Genomic DNA, 24,171 nt, shown 5'->3' on the forward strand with positions numbered 1-24,171 from the left:
ATGTTCAGGAAAGTTCACTGATGCGTCCAGCGTCGTTCACCATGGTTCATCTACGGTCCGCCCGTTCCCCCTTACCGTGGGCCGCACACCTGATCCCGACGCCGGCTACCGCCGGCGGCACCAACCACAGGACGTGACCATGCGAGCGGAGTTCCGGGCCGATCTACAGATCGTCAGCCAGCTACTGGTGGACATGGCGGAGGGAGTCCGCGCCGCGATGCGGCAGGCCACCCGCGCCCTGCTCACCGCCGACCGGACGGCGGCGGAGACGGTGATCGAGCGGGACGCGGAGATCGACGACCTCTACCGCCACGTCGAGGAGCGGGTCTGCGACCTGCTCGCCCGGCAGGCCCCGGTCGCCTCCGACCTGCGCGCGATGATCACCGCGCTGCACGTGGCCGCCGACCTCGAGCGGATGGGCGACCTCGCCGACCACGTGGCGAAGACGGCGCTGCGCCGGCACCCGTCGCCGGCCGTGCCAGCGGAACTACGGCCGGTCTTCACCGACATGGCGAACATCGCCGACCGGATGGGCGGGAAGATCGCCGCGGTGCTGGCCAAGCCCGACGCCAACCTGGCGGCCGAGCTGGACCGTGACGACGACGCGATGGACGACCTGCACAGGAATCTGTTCGGCGTGCTGCTCGGCGACGACTGGCCGTACGGTGTGGAGACCGCGATCGACGCGACCCTGCTCGGGCGCTTCTACGAGCGCTTCGCCGACCACGCGGTCAACGCCGCCGAGCACGTCGTCTATCTGATCACCGGCGAGACCGCCAGCTCGGCCGGCGAGTAGTCGAGACGCGGCGGAGGCGTCCGGTCCGCCGACCGGGCGCCTCCGCGCGCGCTCAGCGGCCCTGGTTGGCGACCGCGGCGGCGGCCGCCCTCGCCGCCTCCGGGTCCAGGTAGGTGCCGCCCAGCGTGAGTGGGCGCAGCTGCGGGTCGAGGTCGTAGCGCAGCGGGATCCCGGTCGGGATGTTCAGCTTCGCGATCGCCTCGTCGCTGATCTCGTCGAGGTGCTTGACCAGCGCGCGCAGCGAGTTGCCGTGCGCCGCCACCAGCACCGTCCGGCCGGCGAGGATGTCCGGCACGATCGAGTCGTACCAGTACGGCAGCATCCGCTCCACGACGTCCTTCAGGCACTCCGTCCGTGGCATCAGCTCGGTCGGCAGTAGCTTGTAGCGCGGGTCGCCGACCTGCGACCACTCGTCGTCGTCCGGGATCGGCGGCGGCGGGGTGTCGTACGACCGGCGCCAGAGCATGAACTGCTCCTCGCCGTACTCGTCGAGGGTCTGCTTTTTGTTCTTGCCCTGTAGTGCGCCGTAGTGGCGCTCGTTGAGCCGCCACGACCGGCGCACCGCGATCCAGTGCCGGTCGGCGGCGTTCAGCGCCAGCTCGGCGGTGCGGATCGCCCGGCGCAAGAGGCTGGTGTGCACCACATCCGGCAGCAGGCTGTGCTCGCGCAGCAGCTCGCCACCGCGGCGTGCCTCGGTCTCGCCCTTGCCGGTCAGGTCGACGTCGACCCAGCCGGTGAAGAGGTTCTTGGCGTTCCAGTCGCTCTCGCCGTGCCGCAGCAGGACCAGCGTCCCGACGGTGGGCCCTTCGCTAGCAGTCATGCGGATCATCCTGCCCCACCCGACCGACCGGCCGCGCGTGAAGGGTGGTGACGACCACCACGTGGAAAATCCGGTGACCGCGGTCCAGAGCCGACACTAGGTTGTAAGGCGCTGAGATGATGTCGGTCATTACGGAGCGGGGGCGCCGACGTGCGGACGATGCGGGGTTGGCTACACGATACGGCCGGCGGGTTGCCCCGCACCTTCTGGTACCTGTGGACCGGCACGCTGATCAACCGGCTCGGCTCGTTCGTCCTGGTCTTCCTCGCCATCTACCTCACCCAGGAACGCGGCTTCTCCGCCGCCCAGGCCGGCCTGGTGCTGGGGCTCTGGGGGGTCGGCGGCGCGGTGGGCACCACGATCGGCGGCACGCTCGCCGACCGTTGGGGACGCCGCCCCACCCTGCTCACCGCCCACCTCGGCGCGGCGAGCATGATGCTGGCCCTGGGCTTCGCCCGGGACATGTGGACAGTCGCGCTCGGCGCCCTGCTGCTCGGCCTCTTCGCCGAGGCGGTCCGGCCCGCCTTCGGCGCGATGATGATCGACGTGGTCCCGGCCAAGGACCGACTGCGGGCCTTCTCCCTGAACTACTGGGCGATCAACCTCGGCTTCGCCTGCGCCGCCGTGCTCGCCGGGATCGCGGCCGAGGCCGGCTACCTGCTGCTCTTCCTGGTCGACGCGGCCACCACGCTGGTCACCGCGCTGATCATCTTCCTGAGGGTCGGCGAGACCCGCAGATCGACGGTGGCCGGCACCGGGCGGACGGCGGCACCAGCCGGCGCACTGCGCACCATCCTGTCCGACCGCGTCTACCTCGGCTTCGTGACGCTGAACCTCTTCGCCGCGCTGGTGTTCCTCCAGCACATCTCGATGCTGCCGATCGCCATGGGCGACGCCGGGCTCAGCCCCACCACGTACGGTTCGGTGATCGCCCTCAACGGCGTCCTGATCGTGGTGGGTCAGCTCTTCGTGCCGCGGCTCATCAAGGGCCGTAGCCGCTCGCACGTGCTGGCCCTGGCCGCGGTGGTGATGGGGGTCGGGTTCGGCCTGACCGCGTTCGCCGAGACCGCCTGGTTCTACGGCCTGACCGTACTGATCTGGACCGTCGGCGAGATGCTCAACTCGCCGTCCAACGCAACCCTGATCGCCGAACTCTCCCCGAATGAGCTTCGCGGTCGCTACCAGGGTGTCTTCTCACTGTCCTGGCAGGTGGCCGGCGCCGCCGCGCCGGTCCTCGGCGGCCTCGTCCGGGAGCAGGCCGGCAACACCGCGCTCTGGCTGGGCTGTGCCACGATCGGCGGGTTGATGGCGGTGGCGCACCTGGTCTCCGGACCGGCGCGGGAGCGCCGCGCCACCGCCCTGCGGGCCGCGACGCAGCCGATGGCCCCGACCGCCCCCCTCCGCCCGTCCGCACCCGAGGCCGCCGAGGCCACCGCACCGGTCGAGCCGCAGCAGTCGACCGAGACCGACGGTGGCACACACTCCCGCACGGTCGGCACCGGCCAGGCATGAGGCGCGGCACACCGGAGCGCGAGAACCCCCGGATTCCTCCGGCCTGATCGGGCTCCGGGCCGGTACGCGCAACGCCCACCGCGACGTCGTCGCGGTGGGCGTTGCGCGTATATGACCGGCGGCGGCGGGCGACACTCACCCCCGTAAGCGGCGCCCGCTCACGCCGCCGGTCCAAACGGGTGGGCCACCGTCCCCCAACGGTGTCGGTCCACCCGTCCTCCACGCCTCACTCGGTGCACAGATCTGATCGATCCTCCGCTCCCCCGAACGGATCCGAGCCCGGCGCGGTACAATAAAGTTAGTTCGCCCGGAATGTGGTTTCAACCTGAACCGACTGTCTCGCCGGTCACAGGACTCGCCTCCGACCCGGTGTCACCCCGCCTCCTGAGGTCCCGGGGCGGTCGACAGCGACTACCCGATGGCCACTCCCGCAAACACCTCACCCGGCCTCCCGATCGGGTGATTCGGTCCGGAAGAAGTTGCTCGGCCGGCCGTCCCGCAGCCGCTCCTGGTAGATCAGGTTCAGCTTTCGCAGCTCGAACGTCCGGAACCACTCAGCCCAGGTGATCTCGCGTACCCGGTTGCTCTCCCGGTAGCCCGGTAGGTTGAAGGTGAGCACGCCGGCGCGGCCGTCGCGTTCCGTGCCGGCGATCGTGGCCGGTTTCGCGTTCCGCTGTCGCGCCCACCGCCGGATGACATCGTGGTTGGTGGTGACCAGGCTCCGACCGAGACGCTCCGGCCGGTCCTCCAGCGACGAGATGACCTGCGACGACCGGACCGAACGCGACGAGAACGGCCCGATCCGTACCGCCGCACCTCGGGCCGGACCGGCCCCGTCCGCAGCCTTCTTCGCCGCCGGTGCGGCCCGCTTCGCCGCCGCCTTCTTCGCCGGTGTGGCCCGCTTCGCCGGCTTGGCCGGTGCCGTCTTCGCCGGCACGGCCCCGCGGGCGGCGGCCCGCTTCGCCGCGGCCTTCTTCGCCGGCGCGGACTTGTTCGCCGGCACCGCCTTCGCCCGGGCCGGCGCGGCCTTCGCCCGGGCCGTCGTGGTGCGACCGGCCGTCTTCCTCGTGGCCGCCGCGCGGCCCGCCGACGCCCTGGTGCCCGCCGCGCGGCCCGCCGGACCGGTGCTCGCGCGGGCCGCCGCGCCGGGGCGGCCCGCTGCCCGCAGGGTCCTCACGAGGGTCTTCACCAACTCCGGCTTGCGCAGCGTGGAGACGCCGGAGACCCCGTGCCGGCGCAACTGACCACGGATCTCGTCCACCCTCATTCGGGTGATGGCGGATTCGGAGACCTGCGGGGTGTTCGGGGTCCGGTTCCCCGTCTGTCGTCCGGTCCGGGTCGCAGTCCCGCCGCGACCTGAGCTGCTTCGCTGAGCCATGGGCGCTCACGCTCCTCGACAGTCCGTCCCTCGGCACGCGGCGGATCCCAGTGCTGCACCGCGCGGTGCGGCATACCCGTCAGGTCCGGTCCGAACCTCCGGCGGCCGAGCGGGTGTCCGCAGCGGCCTCGCCACCGGTGGCAGAAGACTCGAAGAGGTGCGCGAAGGCCGCGAGGTTCGCGGTGGACTCACCGCGCTTGACCCGCCACTCCCATTCCCGGCGGATCGAGGTGCCGAAGCCGATCTCCAGCATGGTGTCGAAGGACTCGTCCGCGTACGTCAGCACCGCCCCGAGCAGCCGGTCCAGTTCGTCGGCGTCGACACCGGCGGGATTGACCCGGCCGGTCAGGTAGACGTCACCGACCGCGTCGATGGAGAAGGAGACCCCGTACATCCGGGCGTTGCGCTGGAGCAGCCAGGCCCAGAGTTCCTCCCGGCGCTCGTCCGGCTGGCGCATCACGAAGGCCTCGATCCGCAACGCGTGCTCACCGACGACCAGGTTGCAGATCGTCTTGAGTTTGTGGGTGCCGGGCAGGGTGACCGCGTACGAGTGCGGGCCGGTGGGCTCCCAGGCAAGGTCCCGCTCGTCGCAGGCCGACTCGATCAAAGCTCCGAGATCGTTCTTCCCGCTCATCGCACCCACTCTACGGTCGCCCCGGCACCCGCGCCCGTGGCGACGCCGGTATCGACCGGGGCGCGCACTCCACCGCTGGCGTCTGGCGGCGCCGGTCCGCCCACCAGGCGCCCCTCCTCACCAGGCGCCTCCTCACCAGGCGCAGGTGGCGAGTTCGGACGTCAGCCGGGCACGGTGTTCGACGATCGCCTCACCGTAGACGTCCAGCAGCGCGGAGACCGTGCGATCCCAGGAGAAGCTGCGGGCGTGCCGCTGAGCGCCCCGGGCCAACTCCGCCCGCCCACCCACGTCCGGCAACAGGCGCGCCAGCGTACGGGCCCAGTCGACCGGGTCGTGGCCGGCCACGAGGACGCCGCTGACCTGGTCGCGGACCGCCGTGACCAGGCCGCCGACGGCGGCTGCCACGACCGGCGTACCACAGGCCTGGGCCTCCAGCGCGACCAGTCCGAAGCTCTCGTTGTACGACGGGACCGCCACCAGGTCCGCCGCCCGGTACAGGGCGGGCAGGTCGTCGCCGGTGAGCGGCGGCAGGAACCGCACCCGGTCGGTGACGCCCAGCGCGGCGGCCAGCTCCATCAGCGCGGTCGGCCGGTCGAGCCCGCTACCGCTTGGCCCGCCGCAGACGACCACGGTCAGCTCCTCGGCGAGCACCGGGTCCCGCTCGCGCAGTGCCGCCGCCGCGCGGATCAGCACGTCCGGCGCCTTGAGCGGCTGGATCCGGCCGACGAAAGCCACCACGTACCCGGTCTCGGGCAGGCCGACGCGGCGGCGGGCGGCGATCCGGGTCCGCTCCCGCTCACCGCGGACGGGGTGGAAACGGGCCAGGTCCACGCCGGGCTCGACGACCGCGACCCTGGTCGGATCGGCGTCGTACCGGTCGATCAGGTCGCCGGCCTCGACCTTGGTGTTGGCGACCAGCCGGTCGGCCTCGGCGACCACCTGCTCCTCACCGATCACCCGGGCCTTGGGCTCCGGGCGGTCCCCGGCGGCGAGCTGCGCGTTCTTCACCTTGGCGAGGGTGTGCGCGCTGTGCACCAACGGCACCCCCCAGCGCTCCTTGGACAGCCAGCCGACCTGCCCGGAGAGCCAGTAGTGCGAGTGGATCAGGTCGTAGTGGCCCGGCGGCCGCGCCGCCTCCGCACGCAACACCCCGGCGGTGAACGCGCAGAGTTGTCCGGACAGCTCCTCCTTGGTCAGCCCCCGAGGGGGCCGGAGATGATGTGCCGGACATGGACGCCGGGCGCCATCTCCACCTCCGGTGGCAGGTCGCCGGAGGTGGCCCGGGTGAAGATCTCCACCTCGACGTCCCGCTCGGCGAGCCGCCGGGCGACCTCGAGAATGTAGACGTTCATCCCACCGGCGTCGCCGGTGCCGGGCTGGTGCAGCGGCGAGGTGTGCACCGAGAGCGTGGCGATGCGACGGGGCCACGGACGGGCACCTCGCTGACGACCGACACCGGTGTGCTGTTCCGCCACGTCCGCTCCCCACTGTCACGGTTATTGCCGTCCGCACGACCGGCGCTTCTCGGTCAACCCCCACGCCGGGTGCCATCTTCCCCATCGGGGATCGGTAATGCCTAACGACGTCTTCAGGCGTGACGGACCTCATTGCGCCGTCGGCCGGCGCCGGGGGTGAGAATGGGCGGATGACATCTGTCGCCGTCGTCACCGGAGCATCCAGCGGGATCGGTGCGGCCACCGCCCGCCGGCTCGCCGTCGAAGGGTTTCACGTGCTGGCCGCCGCCCGGCGTGTCGACCGGCTCACCGGCCTGGTCACGGAGATCCGGGACGCGGGGGGCTCAGCCACCGCGGTCGCCTGCGACGTAACCTCCGACGAGTCGGTGGCCGGGCTCGCCGCCGCGGCCGCGGCGGCCCCGGGGCCCGTCACCCTGCTGGTCAACAACGCCGGGGGGGCACGCGGGCTGGACCCGGTGGAGACCGGCTCGATCGGCGACTGGCAGTGGATGTACGACGTGAACGTGCTGGGCACCCTGCGGGTCACGCAGGCGCTGTTGCCCGCGCTGGTGTCCTCCGCGGCCGGCACCATCGTCGTCGTCTCGTCCACCGCCGGCTTCACCGTGTACGAGGGCGGGGGCGGCTACGCCGCCGCCAAGCACGCGCAGACCGCGGTCGCCGGCACGCTGCGCCTGGAGCTGTGCGGCCGGCCGGTCCGGGTCGTCGAGATCGACCCCGGCATGGTGCGGACCGACGAGTTCTCGCTGGTCCGCTTCGACGGGGACGCCGCGCAGGCCACCGCCGTCTACGCCGGGGTTCCCGATCCGCTGGTCGCCGACGACGTAGCCGACTGCATCGCCTGGTGTGCCACCCGCCCGCACCACGTCAACGTCGACCGCCTGGTGGTCCGCCCACTGGCGCAGGCCGCGCAGCACAAGGTGCACCGGGTCGGCTGAGCCGGGTGGCGTGATGGCGGGATCGGCGCGGCGCCCGGTGGGCGTGGTCACCCGCGGGACGACCAACCCCAACCGGCTGCGCCGGGTGGACAACTGGATCGTCGAGACCTGCGGGGACGCGCTGCGCGCCACCGCGGACCCGCTGGTCGTCGACCTCGGTTACGGCGCCACCCCGGTCACTGCCGTCGAGCTGCGGGCCCGGCTGGCCGCCGCCGTCCGCACCGATGTCCGGGTGGTCGGGCTGGAGATCGATCCGGTACGCGTCGCCGCCGCCCGACCCGCCGCCGATCCGCCCTGGCTCACCTTCGCCCGGGGCGGCTTCGAGCTGGCCGGGCTGCGCCCCGCTCTGGTCCGCGCGTTCAACGTGCTCCGCCAGTACGACGAGCGCGAGGTGCCGGCGGCTTGGGCGACGATGACCGCCGCGCTGGCCCCGGGCGGCCTGCTGATCGAGGGGACCTGCGACGAGCTGGGCCGGCTCGGCGCCTGGGTGCTGTTGGACGCCGACGGCCCGCGCTCGCTGACCCTCGCCGCCCGGCTCAGCACGCTGGCGAGCCCGGCCCAGCTCGCCGAACGCCTCCCGAAGGCGCTCATCCACCGCAACGTCGACGGTGAGCCCATCCACGCGCTGCTCCGCGCCCTCGAACATGCCTGGCACACCGCGGCCCCGTACGCTCCGTACGGCCCCCGTCAACGCTGGCTCCGGGCGGTGACCACGGTCCGCGAGTCCGGCTGGCCGGTCCTCGGCCGGCCGCGCCACTGGCGCCGGGGACTGCTGACCGTCCCCTGGTCCGCCACAGCCCCCCGCTAGATCCCTCCTTCCGCCCCTTGCCTCGTGGCTCGTTCAGGCTGCCGGCCTGTTCGTGGGCGGCGGGAGACGCGAGATCACGGGGGCCGGGACAGGAGGGGGTTACAGGGTGCAGTTGATGAGGACAGGTTCGGGGTGGAGGGTTACGCCGAAGCGGGATTCGACGCCTGCGCGGATCTCGCGGGCGAGGGCGACCAGGTCCTCCGTCCGGGCGGCGCCGCTGCGGTGGGTCAGGGCCAGGGTGTGCTTGGTGGAGATGGTGACGGCGCCGTCCGGACCGGGGTGGCCCTTACCGAAGCCGGCCCTGTCGATCAGCCAGGCGGCGCTGACCTTCACCGTATCCTCGGCGCCGGGCCAGGACGGCGGCTCACCGACGTCGGCGGCCCGCTCCCGCAGCCGCTCGTACGCGGCCCGGTCGAGCACCGGGTTGGTGAAGAACGACCCGACCGACCAGGTGTCCGGGTCGGCGGCGTCCAGCACCATGCCCTTGCCGGCGCGCAGCCGCAGCACGACGGCCCGCGCGTCGGCCAGCGGCACCCGGTCACCGACCTCGACGTCGAGCGCCCGGGCCAGCTCCGCGTACCGGATCGGACCGGACAGCGGCGACCGGGTCAGGCGGAAGTCGACCGACAGCACCACCCAGCGGTCGCTGTTCTTGAAGATGCTGGACCGGTACGCGAAGCCGCAGTCGGCGGCAGCGAGGGTGGTGGTGCGGCCGGCCACCCGGTCGTAGACCCGCACCCCGACGATCGTCTCCGCGACCTCCTGCCCGTACGCGCCGACGTTCTGGATCGGGGTGGCTCCGGTGGACCCGGGGATCCCGGAAAGGCACTCCAGGCCGGACCAGCCGTTGGCCACCGTGGCCGCGACCAGGTCGTCCCACGGTTCGCCGGCCTCGACCCGCACGGTGACGGTGCCGGCGTCATCCGCGACCACCTGGACCCCCCGGGACCGGACCAGGACCACGGTCCCGGGGAAGCCCGCGTCGCCGATCACCACGTTGCTGCCACCGGCGAGGATCAGGACCGGCTCGCCCGCCTCCCGTACGCTGCGGACGATCTCGTCGGCGCTGGTTGCGGTGACGACGCGGGCCGCGAGGCCACCGAGCCGAAGTGTCGTGTATCGGGCCAGGTGGCACAAAGCGTCGGGTTCGGCACCGGTTGTCGACTGGATGTAGACCTCTGACACGCTCCTCACCCTAGGCTGGAGGGGTAGCCGCGGCACCCACTGGTAGCCCGGTCCCCCGGGATGGCGATGAGCAGACTGCACGGCACGAAGGACTTCTGGATCGGGGCGCTCCGGGCGGAGGGCCCCGCGTTCGCCGCCGCGATCGCGCAGGCGCCGCCCGAGACACCGGTGCTCTCCTGTCCCGGCTGGACCGTGACCGATCTGACGCTGCACCTCGCGGGGGTCTACCACTGGGTGCACGGGGTGGCCGGCGCAGCCGCCACCACCGCGCCGGTCGGCGGCTCCCGCCCGCCCCGGCCGGGTCCCGACGAGACCCCGCTGGAGCTCTGGCAGCAGGCGTACGACCAGCTGATGGCCCGTTTCGACGCGCTGGACCCGGAGGCGCCGGCCTGGAACTGGGCGCCCCAGCCGAAGAAGGCGGGGTTCTGGCCGCGCCGGATGGCGCACGAGACGGCCGTGCACCGGTGGGACGCCCAGCTCGCCATCGCGGCCGGCGAGCCGATCGAGTCGAAGCTCGCGGCGGACGGGGTGAGCGAGGTGCTGGACACCTGGCTGCCCGCCGGCCGGCGCCGGCCGGGCGGGCCGTGGCACGGGTTGGTGCAGCTGTCCGCTGCCGACGCCGGACAGGAGTGGTTCCTGCGGCTGCGCGGCGAGGGGGTGGCGCTGCTCGACACCGCGACGATCCTCGACCACGATGCGCACCACGCCCGCGTCCAGGTCAGCGGCACGGCCAGCGACCTGCTGCTGGCGTTGTGGGGCCGGGTCAGCTTCGACACGCTCACCGTCGCCGGTGACCGCACCCTGCTGGCCGGTCTCCGCGCCGACTGACGGCCCGCCCCGCGCCGACAGCACGAAGGCGCACCTTCACGGGAGGAGTGGCTGTTCCGGTGCCGGACAGCCGCTCCATGTTCTATGGGTGACCACTGGGTGGCGATGGTGGAGCGACGTGAGAGAGCGCTCTCTTGACAGCTGTCAAGAGGACAGGCCAAGGTGTGAGAGAGCGCTCTCTCACACCTCCACCATCACCAACCCGACCTGAGAGGGGTCCGAGACATGGGTGCCACCTCGCGCCGCCGCCTCGCGGCCGTCGCCTTCGTCGCCGCCACCGCGCTGTTCGCCAGCGCCGCCTGCGGCGGTGCTGGCGACGACGCCGGCGACGGCACCGTCACGCTGACCGTCGACGTGTTCGGCCAGTTCGGCTACGACGAGCTGTACCAGGAGTACATCGCCGCCAACCCCGGCGTGAAGATCGTCGAACGGGGCACCGGCAGCAACCTCGACGAGTACTCACCGAAGCTCACCCAGTGGCTCGCGGCCGGCAACGGCGCCGGCGACGTGGTCGCGATCGAGGAAGGGCTGCTGGTCGAGTACAAGGCCAACCCGGACAACTTCGTGAACCTGCTCGACCACGGCGCGGCCGAACTGAAGGGCAACTTCCTGGACTGGAAGTGGAACGGCGGACTCACCGCCGACGGCAAGCACCTCATCGGGCTCGGCACCGACGTCGGGGGCATGGCGATGTGCTACCGCACCGACCTGTTCGCCAAGGCCGGCCTGCCGACCGAGCGGGACGCCGTGTCCGCGCTATGGCCTACCTGGCCAGACTACATCCGGGTCGGCGAGAGGTTCGTGGCGGCGAAGACCGGCGCGGCGTTCCTGGACGCGGCCACCAACACGTTCAACACGATCGTGCTCCAGACCGCGGGCAACACCTCGGGCTACCACTACTACGACACCAGCGACAACCTGGTGGTCGACACCAACCCCGCCGTGAAGCAGGCCTGGGACACCACCATGGACATCATCGACTCCGGCCTGTCCGGCAGGTACGGCGCCTGGTCGGAGGAGTGGGTCGCCGCGTTCAAGCAGGCCAAGTTCGCCACCATCGCCTGCCCCGCCTGGATGACCGGGGTCATCGAGGGCAACGCCGGCGAGGCGGCCAAGGGCAAGTGGGACATCGCCCGGGTGCCCGGCACCGGCGGCAACTGGGGCGGCTCGTACCTCGCCGTGCCGAAGCAGAGCAAGCACCAGGACGAGGCGATCAAGCTCGCCAAGTTCCTGACCAGCGCCGAGGGCCAGATCGGCGCGTTCAAGGCCAAGGGGCCACTGCCGTCCTCGCCACAGGCGCTGGACGACCCGGCGATCACCGACGCCACCAACGCGTACTTCTCGGACGCCCCGGTGGGGCAGATCTTCGCCGCCGGGGCGAGGAGCCTGAAGCCGGTCTACATGGGCCCGAAGAACCAGGCGGTACGCACCGAGGTGGAGAACGCCGTACGCACCGTGGAGCTCGGTCAGCGTACGCCCGAGCGGGGCTGGACCGACGCGGTGACGAACTCGAAGAAGGCCGCCGCCAAGTAGCCACTCGCCGCTCCCCACCGGCCCCGCGAACCGTCGCCGACCGGTGGGGAACGGGTGGCGGGGGAAGGAGTACCGGGGCATGAGCGTGCAGCTTGCCCAGCCGCCGGCAACGGCGGCACCACCCACCCGGCCCGCCCGCTCACACCGGCTCAGCCGGCTCGACGAGCGCTGGTCGCCCTACCTCTACATCGCCCCGTTCTTCCTGCTCTTCGCGGTCTTCGGGGCCTACCCGCTGGCATACACGCTCTGGGTGTCCCTACACGACTGGGATCTGCTCGGCACCGATCCGACCTTCGTCGGCGCCGAGAACTACACCCGGCTGCTGGTGGACACCGACTTCTGGCACTCCGTCGTCAACACCCTGGGCATCTTCGTCCTCTCCACCGTCCCACAGATGCTCGCCGCGCTCTGGCTGGCGAACCTGCTGAACCGGCAGCTCCGGTTCCGGACCGGCTGGCGGATGGCGGTACTGGTCCCGAACGTCACCTCCACCGCCGCGGTGGCGATCGTCTTCGGGGTGCTGTTCGGCCGCGAGTTCGGCATGGTCAACTGGCTACTCGACGTGGTCGGAGTCGACGCGGTCGACTGGGAGTCCAACCGGGTCGCCTCCTGGGTCGCCATCTCCACCATGGTGGACTGGCGGTGGACCGGCTACAATGCGCTGATCTTCCTCGCCGCGATGCAGGCCATCCCCCGCGACCTCTACGAATCGGCGGCGATCGACGGCGCGAGCCGGGCCCGACAGTTCTGGTCGATCACCGTCCCGCTACTCAAGCCGACGATCTTCTTCGTGGTCATCATCTCCACCATCGGCGGCCTCCAACTCTTCACCGAGCCCCGCCTCTTCCACTCCGGGACCAACCCGATCCGCGGCGGTCCGCTGCGCGAGTCGCAGACGGTGACCATGTACATGTTCGAGAACGCGTTCGCCCCGCACTACAACTTCGGATACGGCTCGGCGGTGGCCTGGCTGCTGTTCCTGCTCATCGCCGTCGTGGCGGTGGCCAACGTGCTGATCATCCGGCGGCTGGGCACCGGCGCCGGGAAGGGAGGCCGGGGATGAGCCGGCTCTGGCGGGCCAGCCCGCTCACGTACGGCGCCCTGGTGGTCGCCGCGTTCGCCTCGATCTTCCCGATCTGGTGGATGTTCGTGGTCGCGAGCCGGTCCAGCGACGCCATGGGTCAGCTCCCGCCGCCGGTCACCCCCGGCGGCAACCTGGGCGCGAACATCTCCCGGCTCTTCGCCAACACCGACGCCTACTTCCTCACCGGCCTGATCAACTCGACGATCGTGGCGACCACGGTGACCGTGTCCGTGGTGTTCTTCTCCACCCTGGCCGGGTTCGCCTTCGCCAAGCTGCGGTTCCGCGGGCGCAACGCGCTGCTGATGGTCATCATCGCGACGATGATGGTGCCCACCCAGCTCGGCGTCATCCCGCTGTACCTGCTGATGACGAAGCTCAACTGGAACGACCGACTGCCGGCCGTGATCGTCCCGGCCCTGGTCACCGGGTTCGGGGTGTTCATGATGCGCCAGTACGCGGCCCAGGCGGTCAGCGCCGAGCTGATCGAGGCGGCCCGCGTCGACGGTTGCGGCACGGCACGCATCTACTGGAACGTGGTGCTGCCGGCGCTCCGCCCGGCCGCCGCCGTCCTCGGCCTGCTCACCTTCATGACCACCTGGAACGACTTCCTCTGGCCCTATGCTGTGCTCAACGACCCGGAAAACCCGACCGTGCAGTTGTCACTGCGGGCTCTGTCAGACGGGTACTACCAGGACATGTCCCAGGTCTTCACCGGGACGGCCCTCGCGACCCTCCCGCTGTTGCTGGTCTTCGTCCTGTTCGGCCGGCAGATCATCGGCGGGATCATGGAAGGTGCGGTCAAGGCGTGAACGCGAGGAGTGAGCCGGGGCCGCACGCCCCGCAGCCACGAACGGAAGAAGGTGCCCGCGTGAGTCAACTCCGGTTTCCCGAGCACTTCGTCTGGGGGGCGGCCACCGCCGCCTACCAGATCGAGGGCGCGGCCCGCGACGACGGTCGCGGACCCTCGATCTGGGACACCTTCAGCCGTACCCCCGGCAAGGTCTACCGGGGGCACACCGGCGACGTCGCGTGCGACCACTACCACCGGTACGCCGAGGACGTGGCCCTGATGGCGGAGCTGGGTCTGCGCGCGTACCGCTTCTCCGTCGCCTGGCCGCGGATCCAGCCGGACGGCACCGGCCCCGTCAACCCACGCGGGCTGGACTTCTACGACCGGCTGGTCGACACGCTGCTCGACCGGAACATCAACCCGATCGTCACGCTCTACCACTGGGACCTGCCGCAGACACTGGCGGACCGGGGCGGGTGGACCAACCGGGAGACCGCGGAGCACTTCGCCACCTACGCCACCGCCGTGCACGCCCGGCTGGGCGACCGGGTGGGCGTGTGGACCACGCTCAACGAGCCCTGGTGCTCGGCCTACCTGGGGTACGGCAACGGCGTGCACGCGCCCGGGGTGCAGGACCCGGCCGCGGCCTTCACCGCCGTACACCACCTGCTGCTCGCGCACGGCCTGGCGGCCCGCGCGCTGCGTGCGGCCGGCGCGGAGACCGTGGGGATCACCCTCAACACCGCCGATGTCCGTCCGGCCGACCCCGACAGCGCGGCGGACAACGCCGCGGTGCGCCTGGTCGACGGCCTACACAACCGGATCTTCCTCGATCCGCTGCTGCGCGCCGCCTATCCGGAGGACGTGCTGGACCAGGTCGGGCGACTCGTCGAGCCGACGTACGTCCGGGACGGGGACGAGAAGCTGATCGCCGCGCCGATCGACCTGCTCGGAGTGAACTACTACGCACCCACGTACGTCGCCGGACGACCGGACGGCGCGGGGGGCGGGGGCGCCTACCCGGGCACCGACGGCGCCGTGGAGTTCCTGCCGCCCGCCGGTCCGCTCACCGACATGGGCTGGATGATCGAGCCGGCCGGCCTGACCCGGATGCTGGAACGCCTCGCCGCCGACTACCCCGGGGTGCCGCTGCTGGTCACCGAGAACGGCGCGGCCTTCCCGGACGAGGCCAGCCCGGAGCCGGCCGGGGAGGTGGTCGACACCGACCGCATCGCGTACCTGGACGGGCACCTGCGCGCCGCGCACGAGGCCATCGCCCGGGGGGTGGACCTGCGGGGCTATCTCGTATGGTCACTGTTGGACAACTTCGAGTGGGCCGAGGGGTACCGGAAGCGGTTCGGGATCGTCCACGTCGACTACCTGACCCAGCGGCGCACACCGAAGGCGAGCGCCCGCTGGTACCAGGAGGTGATCTCCCGGAACGGGCTGTGACGAGCGGGGATACGGCGATGACAACAGCGCAGCGGCCGACCCTCGAAGCGGTGGCCCGGCGGGCCGGGGTCTCCCGGGCCACCGTCTCCCGTGTGGTGAACGGCTCCACCACCGTGGCCGAACCGATCCGGGAGGCGGTCCGCCGCGCGGTCGCCGAGCTGGGTTACGTGCCGAACCTGGCCGCCCGCAGCCTGGTCACCCAGCGCACCGACTCGATCGCGCTGGTGATGCCCGAGGCTGCCACCCGGGTCTTCTCCGACGACCAGTTCTTCCCCGGCATCATCCGAGGCGTCAGCCAGGAGCTGGAGGCGGCCGACAAGCAGCTGGTGCTGATGCTGGCGGGCTCACCGGCCGGGCACGAGCGGGTCGAGCGGTACACCACCGGGCGACACGTCGACGGGGTGCTCTTCGCGTCCCTGCACGCCGACGATCCGCTGCCCGCGACGCTCGCCGGGATCGGCATACCGGTGGTGTGCGGCGGCCGGCCGCTGGACGACGCCCCGCTGCCGTACGTCGACGTCGACCATGTCGGCGGGGTGAACCGGGCCGTGCAACACCTCATCGACAGCGGCCGACGGCGGATCACCACCATCGCCGGCCCACAGGACATGGTGGGCGGCATCGAACGGCTCACCGGCTACCGGGAGACGGTGGCCGCCGCCGGACTGCCCGAGCGGGTCGCGTTCGGGGACTTCACCCGGGAGTCCGGGATGACGGCGATGCGTCAACTCCTCGCCGAGCACCCGGACCTGGACGCGGTCTTCGCCGCCTCCGACCTGATGGCGCACGCCGCCCTACGGACGCTGCGTGCGGCGGGGCGACGGGTGCCGGACGACGTGGCGGTGATCGGCTTCGACGACATCGAAACCGCCGCCTACACCGAGCCGCCGCTCACCACGGTCCGCCAGCCGATCCAGGAAATCGGCCGGCAGATGACCCGCCAACTGCTGCGCCTGGCCGCTGGCGAGCACATCGAACCGGCCGTCGTTCTCCCCACCGAGCTGGTCCTCCGCGACTCCGCCTGAGGCGGGAAATTCAGTCGAGCCCCCGCGGGCCGGGGGTTAGCGTCGGGCCGTGCCGCATCTTCGCCACGTTCCCCACCTCGCCGACGCCGAGTACGCCTACGTCGCCACGGTCGAGCCACCGGCGCGCCTCGTCTTCACCGCCGGCGCCTGCCCGCTCGACGCCGACGGTCGTACCGTCGCTCCCGATGACCACGTCGCCCAGGCGCGGCAGGTGATGGCCAACCTGGAGACGGCCCTCGCGTCGGCCGGCGCCCGCCTGTCCGACGTCGTCAAGACCACGGTGTACGTGGCCTCGGCGCACCGGCCCGACCTGGTGACGGTCTGGCAGGTCGTCCGGGACGCCTTCGGTGACCACGACCCGCCCAGCACCCTGCTCGGCGTCACCGTCCTCGGCTACCCGGACCAACTCGTCGAGGTCGAGGCAGTCGCCGCCGTGACGGCGTGAGCTGATGCGCATCCGTCCCGCCGTCCCGGACGACGCGCCCGCCGTCGTGGCGCTGCGCGCCCATGTCCTGCCGCACCTGGTGCGCGGCGTCCCGTCGACCCGCCAGATGATCGCGCAACCGCCGAGAGACCAGCACTGGACGGCGGTCGTGGCCGAGGTCGACGGTGAGATCGTCGGGTGGGTCTCGGCGTTCCGCAACGCCGGAACGAGCAGGCCGGTCGGCGAGATCTCGCTGCTGCACGTCCACCCCGAGCACCGGGGACGGGGCATCGGAACCGGGCTCCTGGACACCGCCCTGGACCATCTCGCCCCGCTCCGGCTCCCACTGCTGCGCGGTCGCGCGCTGCCGGAGACCCTGCCGTTCGCCCGACGACGCGGATTCACGCCGAGCCGGGAGGAACGCTTCTCCGGGCTGGATCTGGCGTCCCTGCCACCACTGCCCGCCGCGCCCGCCGGCGTACGGCTGGTGCCGCTGTCCGAGATCGACCCGCGCCGGGTGTACGAGGTGGAGGTCGCCGCCAGCGCCGACGAGCCGGGGGACGTCCCCTCCGACGCCCTCACATACGAGCACTGGCAGGCCGACACGTGGGACAACGTCGGCCTGGACCGGGAAGCCAGCACAGGCGCGGAGGTCGACGGCGTGCTGGCCGCGATCAGCCTGGTCGAGCGCGACGGCGCGCGGATGTGGACGGACTACACCGGCGCCGTGCCGGCGTACCGGGGACGCGGGCTGGCCACCGCCGTGAAGCTCGCCGCCCTGCACCGGGCCGCGGCGGGCGGCGTGACCGTCGCGTACACGGGCAACGACGAGGCGAACGCGCCGATGCTGGCGATCAACGCGCGCCTCGGCTACCGCCCGGTCGCCTCCCAGTGGAGTTGCCTCCGCGAGACGGCCTGACCGGCCAGCGACTACCGCGCGCGGGCCCACAGGACGAAGCGCTCGGCCAGGCTGCCTACTCATGTCACCGGAAGGTCCGCCCGTGCGGGTCATGGCGTTGGCAGAGGTCGCTGACTACCTCGGCGTATCGCGCCAGCGCGCCGCGATCCTGGTCGACCGGCCGGACTTCCCCGACCCCATCGACACGCTGACCGTCGGCTGCATCTGGGACGCCGCCGAGGTGCGCGGGTACGCGGAGCGACGAAGTCGGCGGCTGGCCGACGAGGAAACGCGGTAGCCGGTAGGAGTTGCCTCCGCGAGACGGGCCCGATCAGCCCTCGTCGGCGACTCGCCGGGCAGCGGCGTACGTGTCCGCGCCGAACAGGACCAGCCGTGCCTCGGTGACGCTGGCGGGCCAGGCAGGGCGTAGCACCGACAGCGCCCGCCGCACGGCGTCGTCAACAGGCCACCGGTACACCCCGGCGGAGATCAGCGGGAACGCGATCGTCGACGCGCCCAGCTCGTCGGCGACCCGGAGACTGGTCGCGTAGCAGTCACGCAGCAACCCGGACCGGTCCTCGGCGGCCGACCAGACCGGCCCGACCGTGTGCACGACCCAGCGGGCGGGCAGGTTGCCGGCGGTGGTGGCCACCGCCTGCCCGGTCGGCAGGCCCCGGCCGTACCGGGACGCGCGCAGGTGTCGGCACTCGGCCAGGATGGCCGGGCCGCCCTTGCGGTGGATCGCGCCGTCCACTCCCCCGCCACCCGGTAGTGAGGAGTTGGCGGCGTTGACGATCACGTCGACCTGCTGGACGGTGACGTCGCCCTCGACCAACGTGATCTCCATCGTCAGCCCTCCGTCGTCGGCTGGCCGAGCGTGCGGCGGGCCAGCAGGGTGGCGCCGGCGACGGCGGCCGGCATCAGCAGCACCGCGCCGAGCGGGATCAGGAAGCAGACGAAGACCGCCGTCCCGAAGCCGATCGTGGTCGGCCGGTCGGCGCTGAGCGCCGCCCGCCGGTCCGGCAACCGCAGCCCCCGCCGATAGAAGGGTGCGCCGACCAGCTCCACGGCGAGCAGCCAACCGCCGACCGCCGCGCCGAGCACCGGCACCACGGTCTGGCCGACCACCGGGATGAAACCGGCGGCGAAGAGCGGCACGCCGAACAGCACCGACAGCCCCACCAGGCGCAGCGAGTCGGCCGCACTGTGCCGCAGCGACGCCCAGAACGGCACGTCCACGGCGTTCGGCGTGCCGCCGAACCGCTCCTCCACCCGCTCGGAGATCTTTTCGTAGAACGGATCGCCGATGACCAGGGTGACGGCGGTGAACGCAACCACCCCGAGCAGGCCGCCCAGCCCGAGCAGGGCCAGCCCCGCGACCACCCGGACCATGCTGCGCCAGGTGTCCGACCAGCCGTCGGCGAACGGCGTGAGCAGCGCCGCCAGGTCGTCCACGAAGTACGCCAGTGTGGCGAACGCGCCGATGAAGAGCGCCCCGGAGACCAGCGCCGGCACGACGCCGAGCAGCATCAGGCCGGGGCTGCGGACATACAGGCCGAGGCCACGCAGGAACAGCCCGACGCCGGTGAGGAACCGACCGGCGGCCCCGGTCAGGGGCGCGGCGAGGTCGAGGGGAGCGCGCACGACGGAGAGCCTAGTGGCCGCCGCCGCATCGCCCGGGGTGAGGCCGCCCCGTTCTCACGCGCGGCGCTCACCGGTAGCCGGTGACGTCCGCCTGTTTGCCGGCCTCCACCACCTCGGTGAAGTAGCGGTACGCGTCGGGCTGGCTGCCGTCGACGTCGGTGAACCCGTACACCTGGGCGAGTTCGCCGGCCGAGACGGAGGCCTGGTTCCAGCGGGCCCGGTCCTCGTCGGCGGCGAGCGCGGCGACCGCGCGTCCGATGAAGGCGGGGGTCTCCGAGATGAGGAAGTGCGGGTCGGTGGCGGCGCCGGCACGCCAGTTCTCCTCGGTGACCCCGAAGTGCTCCAGCATTGCCTCGGACCGGAGCCAGCCAGGGGTGAGCGCCACGGCGGTGCCCCCGTGCGGTTTCAGTTCGTGCCCCCAACTGAACGCGAGCCGGTTCACCGACACCTTCGCCAGGTCGTAGAAGACCGACAGCCGGTAGTTGGCGTCGTTGTACGCCGTCGTGCCGTCGCCGACCTCGACGACCAGCCCGCCGGGTTGGCGGATCAGCAGCGGAAACGCGTAGTGACTGGTGATGATGTGGGTGTCGATCGCCAGCCGCAACGTGCGGAAGCCACCGTCGAGCGGCTGCTCCCAGACCGGCTTCTCCCAGGTGATCAGCGGGTCGGCGCCCCAGATGTCGTTGACCAGCACGTCGAGCCGGCCCTGCTCGGCGTCGATCCGCTCGACCAGCGCGCGAACCTCGTCGGCGACCAGGTGGTCCACCCGGACCGCGATGCCGGTGCCGCCGGCCGCGGTGACCAGGTCGGCGGTCTCCTCGATGGTCTCCGGCCGGTCCAGTTCGGAGCGGCCGGCGCGGCTGCTGCGGCCGGTGGCGTAGACCGTGGCGCCCGCCGCGCCGAGCTGAACCGCGATCTGCCGACCGGCTCCCCGGGTCGCGCCGGCGACCAGCGTGACCTTCCCTGTCAGCGGTTTCGTCGTCATGCGTCCGACCCTGGCAGGAGGGTCTGACAGCCGAGGTCCCGTTCTGCGATCGGATGCTCGCCAGCATGCGGTTGCGAGCCCGGTGGGTGCGGCGATGGTGTGCCGCCCTGGACGGCGCAGGTCACTCGTTGAGGAAGGCGGATATGCGCGTCCGCAGGTCGGCGCGATCCGTCCACAGGACGCCGGGCCGGCCGTACACGTGCAAAGTGGCCCGGGGCAGCGCGGCGGCGAGCTGCTCGGCGACCTCGACCGGGTGCAGGTCATCGCCCGCGCACCCGATCACCAGGGCCGGTGCGGTCACCGCGGCCAGGGCCGTGGCGTCGGTCAACGGCACCGAGTCCGGCACGCTGGCCAGCCCCGGCGCGAGGCCGTCGCGCAGCAGCTGATCCAGGCGTTGCCGCAGGTACGCCCAGCCGGCGGGGGTGTTCCGCACGGCCGGGGGCAGCTCCAGCTGCACCACGTCCGCGACGGTGGCGGCATCGCCGCCGTCGACCGCCTCGAGCAGCGCCGTGAGCCGTTCCCGAGCGACCTCGCCGCGGGCCCGATCCAGCACCGCCGGCAGGAAGAAGACCAGCCGCTCGAACCGCCCCGGGCTCTCCGTGAGCAGCCGGCAGAGCGCACCCGCGCCCAGGCTCGCGCCGAACGCCCTCGTCGCGCCGCCCAGGTCGGCGACCGTGCGCAGGTCACGGGCCAGGTCGGCGTAGCTCCACGGGCCGGCCGGCGCGTCCGAGCGGCCGTGCCCACGGAACTGGAAGAAGAGCTTGCGCCCGGTCACGCCGCTGCCGAACGGCCGGGTGGTCGCGATGCCGTTGCCCAGCCCGTGCGCGAACACCGTGACCGGGTCACCCGCACCGGTGACCAGCTGTTCCAGGCGTACGCCGTGCGGCGTGACGACCAGCTCCGTCTCCGGCTCCGGAAGGGCGGGACGGCCGGTGCGGGGGGCTCCCGGGCCGGGGCCCCAGGTGCGGGGACCGCCGTCGGGCGGTGGCGGCCAGCGGAAATCCCTCACCAGGAACCTCGGCTGTCGCCGAGGTCGCGCAGTCCGACCCGGACGTCGAGCAGGTAGATGAGCCCGGCGGCGATGCCGATCAGCCCGAAGATGCTGATCGAGGTACGGGTCAGCAGGGTCAGCACGAGACAGACGGCGAGGATCGCGACCCAACCGCCCTTCGGCAGAGTGCCGATCGCGGCGAACGCGTCGGCGCGCTGGGTGATGGCGTGCACGAGGGCAACGCCCAGCAGGACCAGCGCGAATGCGAGCAGAATCAGCTCGATGACGTAGCGGATGGCAAATACGAAGATCGGCGCGGCGATGGCCATGACGGCAAGCTTATGCCGGCGACCCCGGATACGTCCGACAGGACAGATCCGGGGTCGCCACTTCGTTGGGTCACTCGGCGGCCGGGCGGGTCCGCTTCGTGGCGCGCGGCGGCTTCGCCGACGGGGTGGCCGGCTTGGCAGTCGCCTTGGTGGCACGCTTCTTGACGGCGGCCGGCTTGTCGACGGCGGCCGGCTTGTCGACGGCGGCCGGCTTGTCGACGGCGGCCGGCTCGGCCACCTCGACCGGGGTCGGCGCTTCGGCGGCGGCCGAACCGGTGGTAGTGGCCGACGCCGTCGGGGCCAGCCCGGCGGTAGTGGCCGACGCGGCCTTCGGCGCGGCCCCGGTCGCCTCGATGTCCGCGTTCACGGTCTCGGCGGCTTCCAGCACACCGGCGCCGACCACCCGCTCGCCACGGGCGACCAGCACGCCGTACGCGGCAACCGCCCGCTCCTGCGCGGCCTGCGCGCCGGCGACCACGACGGCCGCGTTGCGGGCGGCGAGCTCGCGCAGCTTGTCGAGGTCGGTGGTCTCGCGCAGCTTGTCGAGATCGGCGATCGCCCGGGCACGGGTGAGCTCCGCCGCCGCACGCAGGCGGTCGAGGTCCAGGTCGGTGGTGGCGGCCTTGCGGCGCAGACTGCCGGCCGTCACGGTCGCGGTGCGCAGCGTCTCGCTGGCCTTCTGGCGCAGCTCGGCACCGGTGACCACGGCCCTGCCGCCGAGGTCGGCGGGGACCCGGCTGCGCAGCTCGCTCACGACGGTCGGGAGTTTGCGCAGCTGCCGGTACGCCAGCTCGCCGGCACCGGCGGCGGCGTAGAGCGGGGCCGGGATGCGGTTGGTCTTCGGCTGGGTGGTCATGACTTCTCCTCCTCGGCCGCGTCGGCGGCCGTCGGGGCCGCGCTGCGGGCGGCCTTCTTCGCGGGGGTCGGGGCGGGTGCCGGGCCGGACTCGGCGACCGACTCGGGGGCGGCCTCCGTCGGGGTGCCTTCCGCCGTGGTCGGCCCGGTGGCGGCGACGGTGGCCAGGTCCGCGGCGGTCGCGGGTGGGGCGGTGGCCGTCGCCTCGTCGGTGGTGGTCGGAGCCGCCCCGCCGGCAGCCGCGGTCGCCTCGGCGAGTCGCGCATTCTCCCGGCGGAACGTCTCGTAGATCTGGGTGAGCGACTGCTTCTGCGCCATCGTCAGGTCAGGGTCGACGGCGATCGACGCCAGCACACCCTGCCCCTCCCTGTCGTCCAGCAGCCCGGCCCGCAGGTACATCGCCGGGGTGGAGACCCGCAACGCGCTGGCGAGCTGCTGCAGCACCTCCGCGCTGGGTTTGCGCAGACCGCGCTCGATCTGGCTGAGGTACGGGTTGCTGACCCCCGCCTGCTCGGCGAGCTGCCGGAGCGAGATCTTCGCGTTCCGCCGCAGGTCACGAATGAACCCGCCGACGTCGGGAAGGTCTTTACCAGTGGCCATACTTCGACGCTAGCTCGTAATGCTAGCTCTTGCAAGCATTACGCTAGCCGGAGTTAGCGACAGAAGGAGCCAGCGCGGGACGAACCACGGGGGCGAACCCACCGAAACCCCCGGAGCGCACCAAGGTCCGGAACGCCGGTGAACGCGCACGGGGCCGGTGTCAAGGGCGTACCCGACTACCGGTAGAGGGCGCACCAACTACCACAGGGGACGGATGGCGCCCACCGGCAGGCCACCGCCGAGCAGCGGCACCTCGGCGAGCTCCGCCAGCACCGGCGCGGTCACCCCGAGTCGGCGCAGCGCGGAGACCAGCACCGGCATCCGGGGCCGGCCGGCACCGTCGTCGATCTTCAGAGCGACCGCCCCGACGCCCGGCACCGCCGCGGCGATGACGCCCTCGGCGCCGATCTTGGCCAGCAGCCCCGGAACCCCGCGCATCAGCCGGGTGTCGTCGGCCCGGGTACCGCCGACGATCTCCGGGTGTGTCCGCATCGCGTCTGCCACCGAGCGCGGCGCCGAGCCCGGCTCGGCACCCACCAGCCGCAGGTACGCCGTCGCCAGGCCGGTCAGCGAGACGGCGAGCACCGGGGCGCCGCAGCCGTCCACCCCGTGCGCCCGCGCCGGCTCGCCGGTGAACTCCTCCACCGCCTCCCGCAGGCGCTGTTGCAACGGGTGCTCCGGACGGCAGTACCCGTCCAGCGGCCACCCCGCCGCCTGACAGGTCAGCACCATCCCGGTGTGCTTCCCGGAGCAGTTCATCTGCGTCCGGGTCGGGCCGCCGCCGGCCCGCAGCACCACCGCACGAGCATCGTCCCCCATCGGCAGCTCCGGCGGGCAGTGCAGCGCCGACTCGTCGAGCCCGGCCCGCGCCAGCAGCGCACCGACCCGGGCCAGGTGGAAGTCCTCCCCGGCGTGGCTGGCCGAGACCAGCGCCAGGTCGGCCGGGTCGGCCAGCGGCAACCCGGCGCGGATCATGCCGACCGCCTGCATCGGCTTGTTCGACGAGCGGGGAAAGATCGGCGAGGTCACGTCCCCGGCGGCGGCCACCGATACGCCGGCGGCGTCGAGCACCACCACCGATCCCCGGTGCACACCCTCCACGAAACCCGAACGGACCACCTCGGCGAGCGGCACGCCACCCTCGTACGTCTCTCCCACGACGTGGACGGTACCGCCCGCCGGTCACGCCC

At 72.3% G+C, this 24,171-nt stretch carries 25 protein-coding genes and 1 pseudogene; 13 read left to right on the plus strand and 13 right to left on the minus strand.

Annotation, left to right across the window (positions count from 1 at the left end; genetic code table 11):
• Nucleotides 1–139: 139 nt before the first annotated feature.
• Nucleotides 140–796: a phosphate signaling complex protein PhoU gene (phoU, locus tag QTQ03_RS15755; protein ID WP_289280850.1), complete on the plus strand. Its 657-nt coding sequence runs from the start codon at nucleotides 140–142 to the stop codon at nucleotides 794–796.
• Nucleotides 797–848: 52 nt separating this feature from the next.
• Here phoU and QTQ03_RS15760 read toward each other — a convergent pair whose 3' ends face one another.
• Entirely contained in the window at nucleotides 849–1,616 is a 768-nt protein-coding gene (locus QTQ03_RS15760) for a phosphoglyceromutase (RefSeq protein WP_289278699.1), read from the minus strand.
• A gap of 159 nt (nucleotides 1,617–1,775) precedes the next feature.
• Between QTQ03_RS15760 and QTQ03_RS15765 the strand changes: the two genes are divergently transcribed.
• Nucleotides 1,776–3,128, plus strand: coding sequence for an MDR family MFS transporter (locus tag QTQ03_RS15765; protein WP_289280851.1), 1,353 nt, complete (start codon nucleotides 1,776–1,778; stop codon nucleotides 3,126–3,128).
• A 439-nt stretch (nucleotides 3,129–3,567) separates the two neighbouring features.
• Here the strand turns inward: QTQ03_RS15765 and QTQ03_RS15770 are convergent, their stop codons facing one another.
• From QTQ03_RS15770 to mshA, 3 genes and pseudogenes are all read right to left on the minus strand, one after another.
• The gene (locus tag QTQ03_RS15770; RefSeq protein WP_289278700.1) at nucleotides 3,568–4,506 is read right to left on the minus strand and encodes a hypothetical protein; all 939 of its coding nucleotides are present in this window, start codon (nucleotides 4,504–4,506) and stop codon (nucleotides 3,568–3,570) included.
• 79 nt (nucleotides 4,507–4,585) lie between these two features.
• Nucleotides 4,586–5,140, minus strand: a complete 555-nt coding sequence (locus QTQ03_RS15775) for a type III secretion system chaperone family protein (protein WP_289278701.1) — start codon at nucleotides 5,138–5,140, stop codon at nucleotides 4,586–4,588.
• A gap of 132 nt (nucleotides 5,141–5,272) precedes the next feature.
• A pseudogene (mshA, locus tag QTQ03_RS15780) lies at nucleotides 5,273–6,615 on the minus strand (D-inositol-3-phosphate glycosyltransferase).
• A gap of 170 nt (nucleotides 6,616–6,785) precedes the next feature.
• On the opposite strand from mshA, the gene QTQ03_RS15790 reads away from it, so the two are divergent.
• Nucleotides 6,786–7,550, plus strand: coding sequence for an SDR family NAD(P)-dependent oxidoreductase (locus QTQ03_RS15790; RefSeq protein WP_289278702.1), 765 nt, complete (start codon nucleotides 6,786–6,788; stop codon nucleotides 7,548–7,550).
• A gap of 13 nt (nucleotides 7,551–7,563) precedes the next feature.
• On the plus strand, nucleotides 7,564–8,358 hold the full coding sequence (locus tag QTQ03_RS15795; protein ID WP_289278703.1) for a class I SAM-dependent methyltransferase: 795 nt from the start codon (nucleotides 7,564–7,566) through the stop codon (nucleotides 8,356–8,358).
• 99 nt (nucleotides 8,359–8,457) lie between these two features.
• Here the strand turns inward: QTQ03_RS15795 and QTQ03_RS15800 are convergent, their stop codons facing one another.
• Nucleotides 8,458–9,543: a UDP-N-acetylmuramate dehydrogenase gene (locus QTQ03_RS15800; protein ID WP_289278704.1), complete on the minus strand. Its 1,086-nt coding sequence runs from the start codon at nucleotides 9,541–9,543 to the stop codon at nucleotides 8,458–8,460.
• 66 nt (nucleotides 9,544–9,609) lie between these two features.
• Here QTQ03_RS15800 and QTQ03_RS15805 point away from each other — a divergent pair, with 66 nt between their 5' ends.
• The 9 genes from QTQ03_RS15805 to QTQ03_RS15845 all read left to right on the plus strand — a co-directional run bounded on the left by QTQ03_RS15805 (nucleotide 9,610) and on the right by QTQ03_RS15845 (nucleotide 17,875).
• Nucleotides 9,610–10,371, plus strand: a complete 762-nt coding sequence (locus QTQ03_RS15805) for a maleylpyruvate isomerase N-terminal domain-containing protein (protein ID WP_289278705.1) — start codon at nucleotides 9,610–9,612, stop codon at nucleotides 10,369–10,371.
• Nucleotides 10,372–10,596: 225 nt separating this feature from the next.
• A complete protein-coding gene (locus tag QTQ03_RS15810; RefSeq protein ID WP_289278706.1) occupies nucleotides 10,597–11,904 on the plus strand; it encodes an ABC transporter substrate-binding protein in 1,308 nt (435 codons plus the stop codon).
• A gap of 79 nt (nucleotides 11,905–11,983) precedes the next feature.
• Complete coding sequence (locus QTQ03_RS15815) at nucleotides 11,984–12,967, plus strand: carbohydrate ABC transporter permease (protein WP_289278707.1); 984 nt, start codon at nucleotides 11,984–11,986, stop codon at nucleotides 12,965–12,967.
• Complete coding sequence (locus QTQ03_RS15820) at nucleotides 12,964–13,797, plus strand: carbohydrate ABC transporter permease (protein WP_289278708.1); 834 nt, start codon at nucleotides 12,964–12,966, stop codon at nucleotides 13,795–13,797. The genes QTQ03_RS15815 and QTQ03_RS15820 overlap by 4 nt, the downstream gene beginning before the upstream one ends.
• A 59-nt stretch (nucleotides 13,798–13,856) precedes the next feature.
• A complete protein-coding gene (locus QTQ03_RS15825) occupies nucleotides 13,857–15,230 on the plus strand; it encodes a GH1 family beta-glucosidase (RefSeq protein ID WP_289278709.1) in 1,374 nt (457 codons plus the stop codon).
• Between the two features lie 17 nt (nucleotides 15,231–15,247).
• Nucleotides 15,248–16,255, plus strand: coding sequence for a LacI family DNA-binding transcriptional regulator (locus QTQ03_RS15830; protein WP_289278710.1), 1,008 nt, complete (start codon nucleotides 15,248–15,250; stop codon nucleotides 16,253–16,255).
• Between the two features lie 49 nt (nucleotides 16,256–16,304).
• On the plus strand, nucleotides 16,305–16,700 hold the full coding sequence (locus QTQ03_RS15835) for a RidA family protein (RefSeq protein ID WP_289278711.1): 396 nt from the start codon (nucleotides 16,305–16,307) through the stop codon (nucleotides 16,698–16,700).
• Nucleotides 16,701–16,704: 4 nt separating this feature from the next.
• A complete protein-coding gene (locus QTQ03_RS15840; protein ID WP_289278712.1) occupies nucleotides 16,705–17,598 on the plus strand; it encodes a GNAT family N-acetyltransferase in 894 nt (297 codons plus the stop codon).
• Nucleotides 17,599–17,689: 91 nt separating this feature from the next.
• Nucleotides 17,690–17,875 carry a hypothetical protein gene (locus QTQ03_RS15845; RefSeq protein ID WP_289278713.1) on the plus strand — a complete coding sequence of 62 codons (186 nt, stop codon included), beginning with the start codon at nucleotides 17,690–17,692 and terminating at the stop codon, nucleotides 17,873–17,875.
• 33 nt (nucleotides 17,876–17,908) lie between these two features.
• Here the strand turns inward: QTQ03_RS15845 and QTQ03_RS15850 are convergent, their stop codons facing one another.
• The 8 genes from QTQ03_RS15850 to QTQ03_RS15885 all read right to left on the minus strand — a co-directional run bounded on the left by QTQ03_RS15850 (nucleotide 17,909) and on the right by QTQ03_RS15885 (nucleotide 24,139).
• The gene (locus QTQ03_RS15850) at nucleotides 17,909–18,424 is read right to left on the minus strand and encodes an O-acetyl-ADP-ribose deacetylase (protein ID WP_289278714.1); all 516 of its coding nucleotides are present in this window, start codon (nucleotides 18,422–18,424) and stop codon (nucleotides 17,909–17,911) included.
• A gap of 2 nt (nucleotides 18,425–18,426) precedes the next feature.
• Complete coding sequence (locus QTQ03_RS15855) at nucleotides 18,427–19,221, minus strand: EI24 domain-containing protein (protein ID WP_289278715.1); 795 nt, start codon at nucleotides 19,219–19,221, stop codon at nucleotides 18,427–18,429.
• A gap of 67 nt (nucleotides 19,222–19,288) precedes the next feature.
• On the minus strand, nucleotides 19,289–20,206 hold the full coding sequence (locus tag QTQ03_RS15860; protein ID WP_289278716.1) for an SDR family oxidoreductase: 918 nt from the start codon (nucleotides 20,204–20,206) through the stop codon (nucleotides 19,289–19,291).
• Between the two features lie 121 nt (nucleotides 20,207–20,327).
• Nucleotides 20,328–21,215, minus strand: a complete 888-nt coding sequence (locus QTQ03_RS15865) for an alpha/beta fold hydrolase (RefSeq protein ID WP_289278717.1) — start codon at nucleotides 21,213–21,215, stop codon at nucleotides 20,328–20,330.
• Nucleotides 21,212–21,526, minus strand: a complete 315-nt coding sequence (locus QTQ03_RS15870) for a DUF2516 family protein (protein WP_289278718.1) — start codon at nucleotides 21,524–21,526, stop codon at nucleotides 21,212–21,214. Before QTQ03_RS15870 ends, QTQ03_RS15865 begins: the two co-directional genes overlap by 4 nt.
• 70 nt (nucleotides 21,527–21,596) lie before the next feature.
• A complete protein-coding gene (locus QTQ03_RS15875; RefSeq protein ID WP_289278719.1) occupies nucleotides 21,597–22,382 on the minus strand; it encodes a hypothetical protein in 786 nt (261 codons plus the stop codon).
• A complete protein-coding gene (locus QTQ03_RS15880) occupies nucleotides 22,379–22,981 on the minus strand; it encodes a helix-turn-helix domain-containing protein (protein ID WP_289278720.1) in 603 nt (200 codons plus the stop codon). Before QTQ03_RS15880 ends, QTQ03_RS15875 begins: the two co-directional genes overlap by 4 nt.
• A 198-nt stretch (nucleotides 22,982–23,179) precedes the next feature.
• Nucleotides 23,180–24,139, minus strand: coding sequence for an asparaginase (locus QTQ03_RS15885; protein WP_289278721.1), 960 nt, complete (start codon nucleotides 24,137–24,139; stop codon nucleotides 23,180–23,182).
• Nucleotides 24,140–24,171: the final 32 nt, after the last annotated feature.

It is taken from the genome of Micromonospora sp. WMMA1363 (assembly GCF_030345795.1).
GTDB lineage: Bacteria > Actinomycetota > Actinomycetes > Mycobacteriales > Micromonosporaceae > Micromonospora.